This is a genomic window from Clostridioides sp. GD02367 (assembly GCF_045900275.1).
GTDB classification, from domain to species: domain Bacteria; phylum Bacillota; class Clostridia; order Peptostreptococcales; family Peptostreptococcaceae; genus Clostridioides; species Clostridioides difficile_A.
Genome location: NZ_JBJODK010000008.1, coordinates 116,235 through 130,700, shown reverse-complemented (window position 1 = coordinate 130,700; position 14,466 = coordinate 116,235). Strand labels below are relative to the sequence as shown.

General features: G+C 29.0%; 14 protein-coding genes. 4 read left to right on the top strand and 10 right to left on the bottom strand.

All coding sequences use genetic code 11. The features are described from left to right. Positions 1 to 5: 5 nt before the first annotated feature. From Q3223_RS12475 to Q3223_RS12450, 6 genes are all read right to left on the bottom strand, one after another. On the bottom strand, positions 6 to 1,430 hold the full coding sequence (locus Q3223_RS12475; protein WP_231301614.1) for a HAMP domain-containing sensor histidine kinase: 1,425 nt from the start codon (positions 1,428 to 1,430) through the stop codon (positions 6 to 8). A gap of 18 nt (positions 1,431 to 1,448) precedes the next feature. Then, positions 1,449 to 2,141, bottom strand: a complete 693-nt coding sequence (locus Q3223_RS12470; protein ID WP_231301615.1) for a response regulator transcription factor — start codon at positions 2,139 to 2,141, stop codon at positions 1,449 to 1,451. Between the two features lie 51 nt (positions 2,142 to 2,192). Beyond that, on the bottom strand, positions 2,193 to 2,972 hold the full coding sequence (locus Q3223_RS12465) for a lantibiotic immunity ABC transporter MutG family permease subunit (RefSeq protein ID WP_054269018.1): 780 nt from the start codon (positions 2,970 to 2,972) through the stop codon (positions 2,193 to 2,195). Then, positions 2,969 to 3,739, bottom strand: coding sequence for a lantibiotic immunity ABC transporter MutE/EpiE family permease subunit (locus Q3223_RS12460; RefSeq protein WP_407812061.1), 771 nt, complete (start codon positions 3,737 to 3,739; stop codon positions 2,969 to 2,971). Before Q3223_RS12460 ends, Q3223_RS12465 begins: the two co-directional genes overlap by 4 nt. Beyond that, positions 3,736 to 4,440 (bottom strand): lantibiotic protection ABC transporter ATP-binding protein, encoded by a 705-nt coding sequence (locus tag Q3223_RS12455; RefSeq protein ID WP_219673711.1) that lies wholly within the window; start codon positions 4,438 to 4,440, stop codon positions 3,736 to 3,738. Before Q3223_RS12455 ends, Q3223_RS12460 begins: the two co-directional genes overlap by 4 nt. Positions 4,441 to 4,698: 258 nt before the next feature. Continuing rightward, positions 4,699 to 5,211 carry a hypothetical protein gene (locus tag Q3223_RS12450; RefSeq protein ID WP_407812060.1) on the bottom strand — a complete coding sequence of 171 codons (513 nt, stop codon included), beginning with the start codon at positions 5,209 to 5,211 and terminating at the stop codon, positions 4,699 to 4,701. Between the two features lie 204 nt (positions 5,212 to 5,415). Here Q3223_RS12450 and Q3223_RS12445 point away from each other — a divergent pair, with 204 nt between their 5' ends. Both Q3223_RS12445 and Q3223_RS12440 read left to right on the top strand, forming a co-directional pair. Next, positions 5,416 to 5,673 carry a hypothetical protein gene (locus Q3223_RS12445; RefSeq protein ID WP_054269014.1) on the top strand — a complete coding sequence of 86 codons (258 nt, stop codon included), beginning with the start codon at positions 5,416 to 5,418 and terminating at the stop codon, positions 5,671 to 5,673. Positions 5,674 to 5,792: 119 nt separating this feature from the next. Beyond that, positions 5,793 to 6,416, top strand: a complete 624-nt coding sequence (locus Q3223_RS12440; protein ID WP_074179994.1) for a uracil-DNA glycosylase family protein — start codon at positions 5,793 to 5,795, stop codon at positions 6,414 to 6,416. A 231-nt stretch (positions 6,417 to 6,647) separates the two neighbouring features. Here the strand turns inward: Q3223_RS12440 and Q3223_RS12435 are convergent, their stop codons facing one another. The 3 genes from Q3223_RS12435 to Q3223_RS12425 all read right to left on the bottom strand — a co-directional run bounded on the left by Q3223_RS12435 (position 6,648) and on the right by Q3223_RS12425 (position 8,610). Next, complete coding sequence (locus tag Q3223_RS12435) at positions 6,648 to 7,427, bottom strand: EFR1 family ferrodoxin (protein WP_407812059.1); 780 nt, start codon at positions 7,425 to 7,427, stop codon at positions 6,648 to 6,650. Positions 7,428 to 7,495: 68 nt separating this feature from the next. Beyond that, positions 7,496 to 7,921: a MarR family transcriptional regulator gene (locus Q3223_RS12430; RefSeq protein ID WP_074179993.1), complete on the bottom strand. Its 426-nt coding sequence runs from the start codon at positions 7,919 to 7,921 to the stop codon at positions 7,496 to 7,498. 11 nt (positions 7,922 to 7,932) lie between these two features. Continuing rightward, positions 7,933 to 8,610, bottom strand: coding sequence for a flavodoxin family protein (locus Q3223_RS12425; protein ID WP_167639789.1), 678 nt, complete (start codon positions 8,608 to 8,610; stop codon positions 7,933 to 7,935). Between the two features lie 236 nt (positions 8,611 to 8,846). On the opposite strand from Q3223_RS12425, the gene Q3223_RS12420 reads away from it, so the two are divergent. After that, positions 8,847 to 9,233 carry a BlaI/MecI/CopY family transcriptional regulator gene (locus Q3223_RS12420; protein ID WP_054269009.1) on the top strand — a complete coding sequence of 129 codons (387 nt, stop codon included), beginning with the start codon at positions 8,847 to 8,849 and terminating at the stop codon, positions 9,231 to 9,233. 2 nt (positions 9,234 to 9,235) lie between these two features. Then, entirely contained in the window at positions 9,236 to 11,035 is a 1,800-nt protein-coding gene (locus Q3223_RS12415) for a BlaR1 family beta-lactam sensor/signal transducer (RefSeq protein WP_407812058.1), read from the top strand. Positions 11,036 to 11,509: 474 nt separating this feature from the next. On the opposite strand, the gene Q3223_RS12410 is transcribed toward Q3223_RS12415, so the two are convergent. Next, positions 11,510 to 14,227 carry an EAL domain-containing protein gene (locus tag Q3223_RS12410; protein WP_231301321.1) on the bottom strand — a complete coding sequence of 906 codons (2,718 nt, stop codon included), beginning with the start codon at positions 14,225 to 14,227 and terminating at the stop codon, positions 11,510 to 11,512. Between the last annotated feature and the right edge of the window lie 239 nt (positions 14,228 to 14,466).

Below are 14,466 nucleotides of genomic sequence, written 5' to 3'. Positions count from 1 at the left end.
AGTAATTAAGAGACATGCCAAAATATAACACATGCCCCACCTGATTTTGAATTTTCTATTTTGACAGAACCTCCAAGCTGTTCCACTAATTGCTTAACAATATAAAGTCCAAGACCAGAATGACCACCTTTAGTCTGTCTAGCCTCATCACCTCTATAAAACTTATCAAGAGCCTTTTTCAAATCTTTAGAACTAAACCCACTACCAGAATCACAAATCTTATAATAGATATAGTTTTTTTCAGCTTCTACGATGATGTTAATACTACCACCTACTGGAGTGTATTCTAGACTATTGGATATAATATTATCAAAAATTCGTGTCAATCTATCAACATCTATTTGAACTGGAGATTGTATATTACTCTGTATTTTTAAAACAAGCTTGATTTCTTTTTGATGAGCCTGTAATTCATAGCCCTGTACCTTTTGTTCCAAAAACTCAGGTAAATTTACAGGGACGAGGTTTAATTGTATATTTGATTTTTCCAAATCAGAAGTGTATTGCATTTTCTGAACAAGAGATGCACTTTTTTCTGTATTTTCTCTTATAACTGTAAGATACCTGTGTAATTTTTCGTTACCCTCTAAATTATTGTCAATAAGTGCATCTGTATATCCCAAAATAATAGAAAGAGGAGACTTCAAGTCATGTGCTAGAGCCTCTACCATCTCAACACGTTCCTGTTCCATTTTCCACTGTACAGATAAAGATTTCTTTAATTCATCTTTCATTTCAGAAAAAGCACTACAAAGTTCTCCAAGTTCATTATCTGAGTAGTAGTCGATTTCAAAATCAAGGTTCTTTTCTCTTATCTTCTTGGATGCATCGATTAAGAGATGTACTGGTTTATTGATATTTTTTACAAAATCTTTAGAAAACCATATAGTAAACCCAATAATATATAGAAATGGAGAGAATAAACCAGTTGCAATAATTACACCTATAAATTTCCCCCTATTATTTGCAAATGTAACTTTTACTACATAGGATAGAATAACAGCTCCCTCAACCTTCCCATTGTCATCTTTGATAGGAATAGTATAGATATAACTTCCTTTATGAGAAGTTTTTTTGCTAAAATTGCTAAATAATTCTTCTTTTGTCTTGAATGGTTTTTGTGGATTAGTACTATACAAGACATTGCCATTATCATCCACAACTTGATATAAAATCCCATTCCCATGAATAACACTTTTTAATTCGTCTTCATTCGATTGAGATAACAAGTCTATGTTTTTTTCATTAACGTATGCCTCAATTCCAGAAACTTGCCTCTCATAATAATTTGCTGGATAAATGTCTTTATTTAATGAATATATAAACAAGTAAATAGCAAACACATAAGTAATTACTGTGGAGACTATACTAGCCACTATAATCAAAAGAAAGGTGCGCCTGAATTGTGTTATAAGTGATTGATTTTTCATTTAATATTTTCTCCTTCCTTACATTTTGTTCCACTTATATCCAATTCCCCAAACTGTAGAAATGTATTCTTTTTCTGGCATCACAGCGGCAAACTTAGCTCGTATTTTTTTAATTCGTTCAACAACGGTTGAAGAATCACCCTCAGAATCGCATCCCCATACTTTTTCATAGACTTGTTCTCTAGAAAAGACTTGTCCTGCATGGAGTGCTAGTAGTTCAACAATATCATACTCTATTTTAGTTAAATCAATCTCCTTACCATCAATTTTAACTGTACGTTCCCTCATATATAGACATAACTTTCCAAAGTACAATGTAGAGCGTTTGTTCTCTTCATTGATATACTGTGACCGTTTTTCCCTACGCAAATTGGCTTCAATTCTTGCCATAAGTTCACGTAGTCCAAAAGGTTTTGTTATATAATCATCCCCTCCAAAGGTCAAGCCCTTGATTTTGTCAGTTTCTGACTGCTTTGCACTCAAAAATATAATTGGACACAAGACATCATCCCTAATTGCCTGACATACTTCAAAACCATCCATTTTAGGCATCATAATATCTAGTATGATAAGGTCAGGCTGCTTTTTTGATAACTCTATACCAGTCTGTCCATCATAAGCTATCAATACTTCATGCCCTTTTCCCTTTAACTCGTCTTCAAGTAACATTACTAAGTCTACTTCATCATCAATAATCAATATTTTGCTCAATATAACACCACCTTTCTTTTATAGGAAGGTAAGTATTAAAGTAATATATATCTACTCGCAATTTTTCCTTCCTTCCCATATTTTAAACCAAGTAACCCCTCCTATCAAGAATATAATCAGACCTATTACTACAGCTACAAAATGTATAGTAGCTGATTGTATCATTTCAGAATAAATCACATCATTTGGAATATTTCCAGTTCCTTTAATAAAATAAGTTCCTGGAAGCATCCCCAATTTTACTGGCCATGTCCAAGGTACAAATGGGCCAATTTTTGAGCCCACATTTGTTAGACCAAGTATTGCTGCCATTAAAATTCCACCAATACTAATACCAATAGATGCACCCATTCCCCATGCAAAACTCACCCAAAGATGAATAGCTAATAGTGGAAGCGTCCCAATCACCACAAGTCCTGCTGCTGACAGAAATAACCTTATTGTTACTCCATATGGCACTGCAATATTCATACCTATACAGAGTATCAATGTAGCAATAAATGTGCATACAGTTAAGCAAAACAAAAGAAAAAGAAATTTTCCAAGATATAATCTAACACGAGAAATACCTATGCATAAAAAACCATTGAAATTTCCAGCAAGCTCTTCCTCATATACTATAAATCCAGATAAAATACCTACTCCAATAGGAATGATGAATACAGTCCATACGGTAAAAAATCCTTCAAAAGCAAATGCTTGTGTACTCCCAGATTTGATTGCAAGATAGGCAACCACGCATAATGAAAAAATAACAGGCATAAAAAGAGTAAGCCATCGGACGGCTGTTCTCTTTGTTCGAAGCCATTCTGATAATAAGAGTTTTATCATTTGTCATCCCTCCTACTAAACCAAACTGCAGTAAGTGCTGTTAATACTAGAAACACAACCAAAGAAACAACAATCCCAATAGGAATTACTGAAGTATTCAAAAGTGGGTCTCCAGCTTCTAATATAGTACCATTAGGATGTAAGTTAAGGATTGGACACACTATCCTAATTGCCCAACTCCATGGTACTGCAATCCAAAATGATTTTGTCGCAGCAAGGACACCCAATATCATTCCTAAAAATCCAACTCCCATGCTTAGGAACATACCTTTCCATGTAGCTACCCATAGCTGAATTGGAAGTATAGCAAGAGAGACAACCCAGCATACAATACTTGCCCCTATAATCTGTCCAAAAGGAATTGGTCCAGCTTTCAATATTAAACCAGTTATAATTGTTACAACTATTAAAACTAGTGTTGAAATAAAACTGTAAACTGCCATCGCCATAACTTTATTAATCCAAAGCATCATAGGAGACACATTGCGTGTACGTAAAGCACGATAATTTCCAGCCTTTTTTTCCTGTGCAGCTACCAAAGTAGCAAACAATGCAAATCCAATAGACAGAAACATAAATGACCACCAATTAAAAATTAATGCTAAAAGACTTTGCCACTCCCAAGAATCTGATTGGGATAATGGATTTTGCATAAGTGTTCCTTGCATTATAAGTGCATATGCTGCAAAAGATACTGGGAAAAAAATAATAAGTTTTCCCATAAATGTTCTTTTATACTTTAAAAGTTCTGATTGTAAAGCATTCATCTGTTTTGTCCTCCTTTAAGAATAACATCTGTAAAAAATTCTTCTAGATTTTCATTGGGGTCAGGTATTCCTTGAAATAGTAATCGTCCTCCATTTATAATTCCTATATTATCTACAACTTGAGCAACCTCTGAAAGAATATGGCTAGAGAGAATTACAGTTATACCTTTTTTTGGAAAAGAAGCAATCAACTCACGAAGTTCTTGAATTCCAAAAGGGTCAAGCCCATTAGTTGGTTCATCTAGTATTAACAGTTCTGGGTCACTCAAAAGTGCAATAGCTATTCCTAACCTTTGTTTCATCCCCATAGAAAATTGTGAAGCTCTCTTCTTCCCTGTGTTTTTCAAGTTTACTATTTCTAATACCTCATAAATTTTATCTTTAGGAATTCCCAAAATTTTCGTATGTACTAATAAATTTTCCTCTGCTGTAAGATTCCCATACAAAGAAGGGGATTCTATTAAGGCACCAATTTTTGCAAGAGATTCTCGCTTCCAAAGTTTCCTATCAAAAATAATACGTCCATCTGTTGGACGAAGAAGACCAACAAGCATTTTAAGTGTGGTAGACTTCCCTGCACCATTTGGACCTAAAAGACCATAGATACTGTTTCGCTCAATTTGCAAAGAAACATTGTTAACTGCCATTTGTTCCCCATATCTTTTTGATAAATTTTTTGTTTCAAGAATTAAATCTTTCATATTTATTTCTCCTTTCTTGTAATTCATGAATTTCTGTTACTAAGAGAATACTAACATGAAAAAATAACAATTCTATAACAGCTATCAGTTTCAATAAATTTAAAATAAAAAAATAGAGTTGCCAATTTTATTTTGACAACTCTATCTAAATTTATGTTTAACATTTATATTAGATTTAAACTTAATTGTATTAGACTTAAACTTATTCCCTATAATTATACTAGCCTTAAATTTATTCTATAATTTTTAAATCATGTACTAATCTATTAATTCATATTTCTTTAGACATCTAACATAGTTTGCTACTAGATAATAATTATTTATATCATATTTATCTAATCCTCTAAAGGCAGTTATCTCATCATTAAGCTCATCACTACCCTCTACAAATACACATCCTGTTTCAAATTCCATCCCCACTGTAATTGGACAACCACTATAAATTTCTTCTTGTGCATCGTATATTTTCTTTGCATTCCCTTCATTTTGAATTGTAAATACAATAGGCTTTAATTCTGCATTATTGGTAATCTTTTCTGAGAAAGGCTTATTTAATTTAATATTATTGATAATTACATCCTTGAACTCTTCTGAATTTTCTTCCTTTGCAGTATATTTTTGTTTTAAAAACTCTATTACTTCTGAAATAGGTTTAGAATTTACTTTTAAAGTATCTTTATATTTTTCATATACCGATTTCCATTGTTCAATCTTTTCTTGAGATACTTCTTTAGTATATGTACTTACTTTTTCTTGTGATATTTTTTTCATTAAAATTTCTCCTTTGAGTCTATGTAATCACATTTACATATTTTATTTAAAATTATATATCTGTAACTTATTCATTTTGTTACTAGTATAATACTCTTAAAAACTTTACAAATCAATTTAATTTTGCTACCTTTTATTTATAACAACTTATAGTCCATTTCTCAACTATTTTCAATAACTTACTTTTATAAGGAGGTTTTCTTTATGATTTTAAATAGAACTGAGCTTTTCCGAGGATATTCTTTAGATAGATTTAATGAGATATGCAGTATATTGTCAGTAAATAAAATTAAATATAAGTATAAAGTAAGGAACAATACTTACTCTAAAGGGTCTTTTTCAAATAAAATGATTCTTGGAAATTTAGGGCAAAAAGAAGATTTTTCTTATGAGTACTCAATTTATGTACATAAAGATGACTATGAACAAGCAGATGCTCTAATAAATTCTAAATTTAGATAAGGTTATTAATTAAACATGACATTCTGTTGTCGTATTTGATATGTTATTATATTTTAAAATTATATACTTTAAAACTATTTTTATAGTATTTAAAGCTTTAGACTAAGGAGATACATTATATGAAAATAAATATAAAATCAACTTTAAATGAATTTATTAAGCAGAATAATCTTTTTGATAACGACAAAATAACATCATATCTTCCTAATATAACAATAGACACAGATACCATAAAAACTATCATGATTAATGAAGTTGTACCAAATAACCCTAATGATGATTTTTATAGTATAGATGAAGATGCTGATTACTTAAAAACCACTATCCCTTTATTCAACAATGCAGGTATAGAAGTATCTAATATAAATGATATTTTAGATATGGGTATCTATATAACCAATGCAGTAAAACTCCCTAAATCGGAATATACAATAACTAGTGACACAATTAAATTACACATGCCTATTTTAGAAGAGGAAATTAAATTATTCGATAATTTAGAAGTAGTGATGTTGATGGGAGATGTTGCAAAAAAATCTTTTAACATGATTACTAAAAAACATACAAAAAAGAATGCTATCCCTTCTATCTCAACATATAAACTTCGTAACAATGAACTTTATTATGATAAATTAAGAATATTTCCATCCTATATCATGACTGGTGGAAACATATTGATTGAAAAGTCAAAGTTTGAAATGGCATCAGAGGATATAAAAAAAATGGTTGAGATTATAAAATAATAGATACCAATTTAAATAAACAATAAGCGCCTCAAAAACTTTTATTTATGAGGCGCTTTTATCTTCATGTTAATAATCTTATATATTTATATATCATTCTTTTTAATCTCTACTATATTATATGATTACATATTACTATTTATAATCCTCTCATAAGATTACTGTATTTTTCTCTTTATTACTCTAAAATTTTTATTTAATAAGATAGTTATTAATACAAGTTAAATATATCTACTTATCTAAAAACATCTCCTTAACAGTAACATCTGGATGATGATACTTCTTTCTATCTGTTAAAAACGATTTTTTTATATTTATAGCCTCTTTTGGACACCAGTGAAAACAAGCTAAACATCTTTCACACTCATTACCCCATTTTGGCTTTTTATAAACTATACTTATATTGTCTACAGGACAAACCTTTTTACATGTCCCGCATCCATTACATTTACTCTCTGCAAAAAATTTAGTAGTTGCAATTTGCATATTCTTCCCTACTAAACGAAGCATAACACTATCTATATATGACTTTAAATTATTCTTTCCTTCTATACTTCCATTTTCAGAATTATTGATATACTTTGCAATTTCAGATACTCTATTAGTTAAATTTCTTAATCTCTCTTCTTCAACATCTAAAGGTGTTGTCAAAGCGTTGCCAGGCATATCAATTATAAAACCAGCTGATAATTTTTTGCCCTTTTTCTTAAGCAACTTATCTATAGTAAACAAACTATGTCCAGCTACTCCATTACAAGTAGCAATAGCATATATATGAGTATTACTATTAAAATTTAATTTATCTACAAAAGATTTCACTATATCAGGAGCATTAGCAAAATACACAGGAAAAACGATTATTAGTATATCTTCATTTATATCTATATTTTGCTTTTTTCTATGTATAGCTAATGGTATTACTTCCTTATTTTCATTTAACATCCCTTTTAAAGTCTTTGAAACTACTAAAGAGTTCCCTGTCCCAGAAAAATAATAAATCTTAGAACTCATTCTTATCCCTCTTTCTATCATTTTGTATCATTAATAGTTAAAAAGACTCCTTAAAATAGAGTTTGTATCTACTTTCCAATTCTATCTAAAATCTTAGCAAACAAGGGTAACTCTTCATCAGAAATAGATTTAAATGTCTCTACTGCATACATACTTGCAATTTTATTTAATGGTTCTTCTAATTCTCTACCTAAATCTGTTAAGAATATTTGAAACTTACGTCTATCTTTAGCATCTACTTTACGTACAATCAATCCTTTATTTTTCATAACATCTAAGATTCTTGTAGTATTGGATTTATCCTTACATGATTTTTCACATAAATCTATCTGAGAAATTCCATCTTGTTCCCATAGAAATCTTAATAACGCATAATGATCAGCTGTTATATCATATCCATTTTGTTTAAACATTTTTTTCAAATCATCTTTTACCTTCAATGAAGTACTTACTAGCTTAGTTGTAACTTCATATAGTTCCTCAAAATCTTTCATTTTACCTCCATTTAGATAATCCCTTGCGCCTCCCATCTATCAATTATTCCTTTATATTGCTCGATATTTTTAAAAGCCATTGGCTTTAAAACAACATTCATAGCAATAAAGTTATAGATTTGAGAAAACACAGGCGGATTTTTATTTTCCTCTATGCAATAAATAAATTTTTTAGATACTTTTTGTATCTTTAATTCTACTCTTTCAGTTATAGGATTCTGATTAAATCCAGTTTTTATAGATAAATTACCACAAGTGTAACCTCCAGAATCTAAGACCATCGATTTCATAAAAGAAATTGCTTTTGAACCACGAGCATTTTCATATGTAGTAACTGCTATACATGGCTTACGATACAATAATCTTTCCAACATCATATGTGCTCTATCTGTAAATACCTTGAAAAGCCCAGTTACACTACTTCCATAAGTAGGACTACCAAATATAACACCATCACTCTTAGTAATTATATCATGAATGTACTCTACTTTATCACTTTGATTAATACACTTCCCCATTTTATAACAATTTAAACAACCAATACAATACGATGGATTGACTTCACTTAAATCAAAATAATTAATTTCTACTGTTGGAATTAATCTTTCAATATCTTTGCACAAACAAGTCAAAACCTTTGATGTAGCCCCATTTTTTCTAGGACTTCCATTTATAACCGTGATTATCATTTCTATACCCCCTTTTTAGTTGTTATATCAACAATAAGTATATCAACTATATTTTCAGCTGTCAATATACACATTTATTTAACTTAAAGCTATACTTACACAACTCAACTAAGAATTAAATTTAATTATATCTAGTTATTTAGGAGTTATAAATGAGCTATTTTTACTAATTGACAAACTAAATTAATGATAATATACTTTATATATTACAAATGTAAGTATAAGGAGGTATAATCGTGAAAAAAGTACCACAAATTTCAGAAGCAGAGTATCAAGTTATGAAGATTGTTTGGAAATATGCTCCTATTAGCACTAATGAAGTAATTGAAAAATTAGTAGAAACAAGTACATGGAGTCCTAAAACTATTCAAACAATGCTATTGCGATTAGTTAAAAAAGGAGCTTTAACATATGAAAAAAATAGTAGAGTTTTCGTTTATACTCCACTTGTTAAAGAAGAAGAATATGTAGCTACAGAAAGTCGTTCTTTCTTAAATCGTTTTTATAATGGTGCTCTTAATTCTATGGTGCTAAACTTTTTGGAAAACGATAAACTATCTGAAGATGATATTGAGGAATTGAAAGAGATTTTAAACAAAAGGGTGACTAAGGAGGATAAGTAAATATGTATGCTCCATTCTTTATACGATTCCTATTCAGTACATTAACCCTATCATTATTAATTGTTGCAATTTTATTTATTAAAAAGATATTTAATAAGCACATTTCTGCAAAATGCCACTATAATATTGGATTTATATTGCTTATAACATTAATAATTCCATTTATCCCTCTTAAATACATTAATCTTGGAAATATGCTTAACTATCTATATGGTTTTACTCAAATTGAAAATAATACTGCTAATACTTATATAATAAAAAATAGCTCAAATAGTATTATTAATCACTCAAATACATTAAAGGATTTTTCAGTATCTCTGAATCAATCTAATTTTGATAGTTTAAATATTTTATTATTAACATTATGGATGATTGGTATTTCAATTATGATAGTTATCACGATTCATTGTAATTTTAAAATAAGAAATATGAAAAAATCTGCACATATTTTAGATGATGATGAGATAGTTTTACTATCTGAACAATGTAAAAAAGATATTGGTATAAATAAAGATTTTATATTATGTAAATCCTGCATCATAAATACACCTATTACATTTGGATACTTTAAACCACATATTATATTACCAGATAAGTCTATATCTAAATTATCTTTAAAAGATATAAAATATATTTTACTTCATGAATTACAACATTCTAAAAATAGAGACATATTGATAAATTATATAATGTGTTTTTTCCAAATATTATACTGGTTTAACCCTCTTGTATGGTATGCTCTTAAAGAAATGCGAGTAGACCGTGAAATTGCATGTGATATTTCAGTTCTAAAGAAACTTGATAAAGATGATTATATAGAATATGGACAAACACTAATAAACTTTGTAGATAATATTTCAAGACCCTCTAATCTCGCACTTACATCAGATATTGGTGGGTCAAAACAACAAATTAAAAGGCGATTATTGAAGATAACAAATTTTCATACTGAGTCAAAATTTTTAAAACTAAAAAGTCTTTTAATTCTTACATTGATTGCTTTAATTGTATTTGGAAATAGCCCTACATTATCTATTATGGCGGATGTTAATGAAGAATATAAACCTACAAATAGTCAAACTATGTATGAAGACCTAAGCAAATACTTTAAAGGTTTTGATGGAAGTTTTGTTATGTATGATTTAAAATCCAATCAATATCATATTTACAATGAGGAAAAAAGTAAAAAAAGAATTTCTCCAAATTCTACTTATAAAATTTATAGTGCTTTATTGGGATTAGAAAATGGGATTATAACAAAAAATAATTCATACATCCCTTGGGATGGAAAACTTCATCCTATTAACTCTTGGAATAAAGACCAAGACTTATTTTCTGCTATGGAGAACTCTGTAAACTGGTACTTTCATTATCTAGATAAAAAAACAGGGATAAAAGATATACAAACTTATCTTAAACAGATTAAGTATGGTAATTGTGATATTTCAGGAGGTATCTCACGTTTTTGGCTAGAATCCTCATTAAAAATTTCACCTATTGAACAGGTAAAATTACTTAGAGATTTCTATACAAATAAGTTTAATTTTAAAGATAAAAATATAGAAGCTGTAAAAGATTCATTGATAGTATCAAAAAAGGATGGTGTCTCACTTTCTGGCAAAACAGGCACTGCTACTATAAATGGGAAAGATGTAAATGGTTGGTTTATAGGTTATGTAGAAAAAAATGAAAATACTTATTTCTTTGCTACAAATATCCAAAGTAAAGATTATTCTAATGGTAGTTTAGCAGCTAAAATAACATTATCTATATTAAATGACAAAAAAATCTATAATTTTTAATATATTTACTATAAAACCTAAAAACTTCACATAATTTTCATATTAATTATCTATTAAATTCACATACAAGAGTTATTATGTAAACATAGAAGATAGTAAAACTAGCTTAAAAACATAATATAATACCCTATATGAAATAGTGGCAACTCTCCCTCACATCCTCAATTGTTGCCACTATTTTAATTTTTTGTATGATAACATATGATATATCCAAAAAAATCAACAGAAAAATCAATATCGTATCTATTCAGAAAAACCATATGAAAGAATTGGATTAAAAGAGATAAAATTTTATTTCTGATAAAAACCATATTATTATAATCTTTTCTTGCTAATTATTTATTCAATTTACTAACTTTTATTTTGATTAATGTGTTCTACTTGATTTTATTATAATTAACCTGATTTTTTATCTAAAACTTGTCTATCAATTTTATCAATAACATGAAAATACATATTCACAAAAAAAGTCATCTAGCTCAATAGATGACTTTTTATTAGATAATTATTTTCAAATTCGTCGATTGGTATAGGCTTGCTAAATAAATATCCTTGTGCTGTCTCTACTCTACATTGTAATAGCGTAGAAAATTGTTCCTCAGTTTCAATTCCTTCAGCAACCATATAAATATTTAATTTATGACATATTCCTGTAATATATTCCATAATCACCTTTGTTCTAGGATTCGATACAATATTATCAATTAGGCTCTTATCTAATTTCAATATATCAAACTCAACTTCAGAGAGCAGTGCTAAATTTGCATTCTCAGTTCCGAAATCATCAATTGCAATAGCAAAACCAACATCTCTTAAATCTGATATGATTTTTTTCACATCAAGATGCTTCTCATCATGTACTCTTTCTGTTATTTCAATTTTTATGTATTTGGTAGGGACATTATAAGTCTGACAAATTGACACTAAACAATTCACAAATTCTGGTGTTTCTAGTGATTCTTCTGAAAAATTTATAGATATTGGAACGATTGGAACATCATTATCAATCCAATTGCTAAATTTCTTACAAATAGATTCAAATACATAGAAGTCTATTTTACTTAATAGTCCAGATGCTTCTAATATAGGAAGAAAATTATTTGGAGCTACAAGTGAATTAGAATTATCCAAATAACGTATAAGTGCTTCTGCACCTACAACTGAGCGGTCTGAGAAAGAAATCTGAGGTTGTAAATAAACGAGAAAACGATTATTTTGTATTTCTCTTTCAAGAACCTCAGCTTTGCTTAAATGTAACATTTCATCACTATGATGGCGATATCTCTGAGAAACAGAGTGTTTACGATAAAAAGCTTTTTTATCTTCATACATTTCTGCATCCGCATTTTTTATGATTTCTCCTATATCATCAACTGTATTCGCCCAATATGACCCTATCGCAACTTGGCAAGTAGGTCTTTTTCTAAATTCGCCTTTTAGTTCTATTATTTTCTTACTAAAAACGTCTTCTTCAATTTCACGACAAATAATTACAAATTCATCTCCACCTAAACGGTAAAAATCAGAATAATGAAATACCAATTTCATTCGTCTCGCACATTCTATTAATAACTTATCTCCCATTTCATGCCCATATTTATCATTGATATCCTTTAAACCATTCACATCTAAATAAATAATTCCTATAGAAATATCAACTTTTGTAAGTGATTGTGAATCTTCTATAAATCGATTTCTGTTATAGAAAGAAGTAAGTTTATCAATATAACTTAGTTTTGATAATTGCTCCTGAGTTTTAGAATGTTGGCTAGCAAGAGAAATAAAGTAGCAAAGTGTTTGAAGTAATGATGCAATATTCATAATTTTATCTGGAGGTGGATTATCAACTCCTAAATAACCGATAAGTTCTCCATTATGTTCTAATGGGGCTACAACAAGACTAGTAATAGATTGATTATGTAATATTTGGTATTCCCCTGGTGATGTAGATTTAATCTCTTCTAAATCTTTTATAACTATACATTCCTTATTATTAAAATATGGAATCCATCGCTCAATAGTAGATAGTGGAAGGTCTTGTAGATAGTTTCTCTGAGACAAGATATGTTCCTCACACCATTCATAATCATTATACATCAGACCATCTCGAATATAAATAATATATGAACGGTCAGCAGATAAAAAACGACCTAACTTTTCAAGCACAGACATAGTTGCTTTTTTAATGTCACTATCTCTATATAAAATATCTACACACTCTGTAATTATTTTTTCAGCCTCAAGTGTAAATCGTAATTTTATTTTCTCTTCTTCTGATTTTGTGGTATCAAACGCAATCTCCATTCTTGCTGGCTTACCTTCCCATTCAATTAAACGGTCTTTTAACAGATAATGACGACCTGTTACTGGATTTGTAAATTCCCAAGTATAGTTTTCACTTTCTTTTAAATAAGAATTTGTACAAAACTCACAAGGTTCATCTTTTTTCTGTAGTACTTTATAACATTTTTGCCCTTTTATTTGGTCAACCTTAAAACTTTCAATACCTGCTTTATTTAAAAATAATAAATCATAAGTCTCTAAATCACTGATATATAAAAGCTCTGAAATATCATTCATTGGAGCCTGTAAGTCTTCAGCCAATTGAATAAGACGTTCTCTTTTTCTCTGATTATCCTCTTCTGCTAGTACAAGTTTCTTTTGCAAAATATCTTGTTTGGTATCATACATATAAATAAAAATAACTAATAAGGCAAATGAAAGATTTAAAACAATCAAAATATTTTCAGCTGAAGAAACTTTGTTCTCACTAAATTTTTCAGCAGATAAAACTGTTTTGTCTGCTAAATCAAAAAAATCTTCACTGTCTTTATAGAGTGTATCACTTTTTCCACCATCACGAACAATATATATTTCTTGCTTTAAACGTTTCCAATCTCTTTCCATTTGAATCATATTAGTTTGAAAGTCATGGTCATCTACATAAGCAATATTATACACACCACTTCTACCTTGAAGCTCATGAATAATATTATCTACTCTTTTTATTAATTTATCATTTGGCTTATGATTCAGCTCTTGCTTAATCAGACGTTGTGTTGCTCCACGTATAATCCCAGTATAATTAATTACTTTGGCATTTCCTTGCAAATTGTAGACTAAGTAAATAGATAGTAGGCTGGAAAAAAGAAGCCCTATACTTAAAGTGATTAGAAATCTTTTTCTTCTCATACAGTCCCCTTTCAATTTCATTTAGGAATAAAAACTAATCTCTAATTTATTGGTAACTTTGAAGTATTTATTAAATAAATATAATTACTTTGTATAAGTACTACTAAAATTAGTTATCTTTGTCCATTATACTCCTCTATTTGGCTTTCTTCAACAATAAATACCTCTCTTATTTTAAGATTTTTTTAATAATATAATATTATATATTTGTAATTATATGGAAATAATTAAGATTTTCT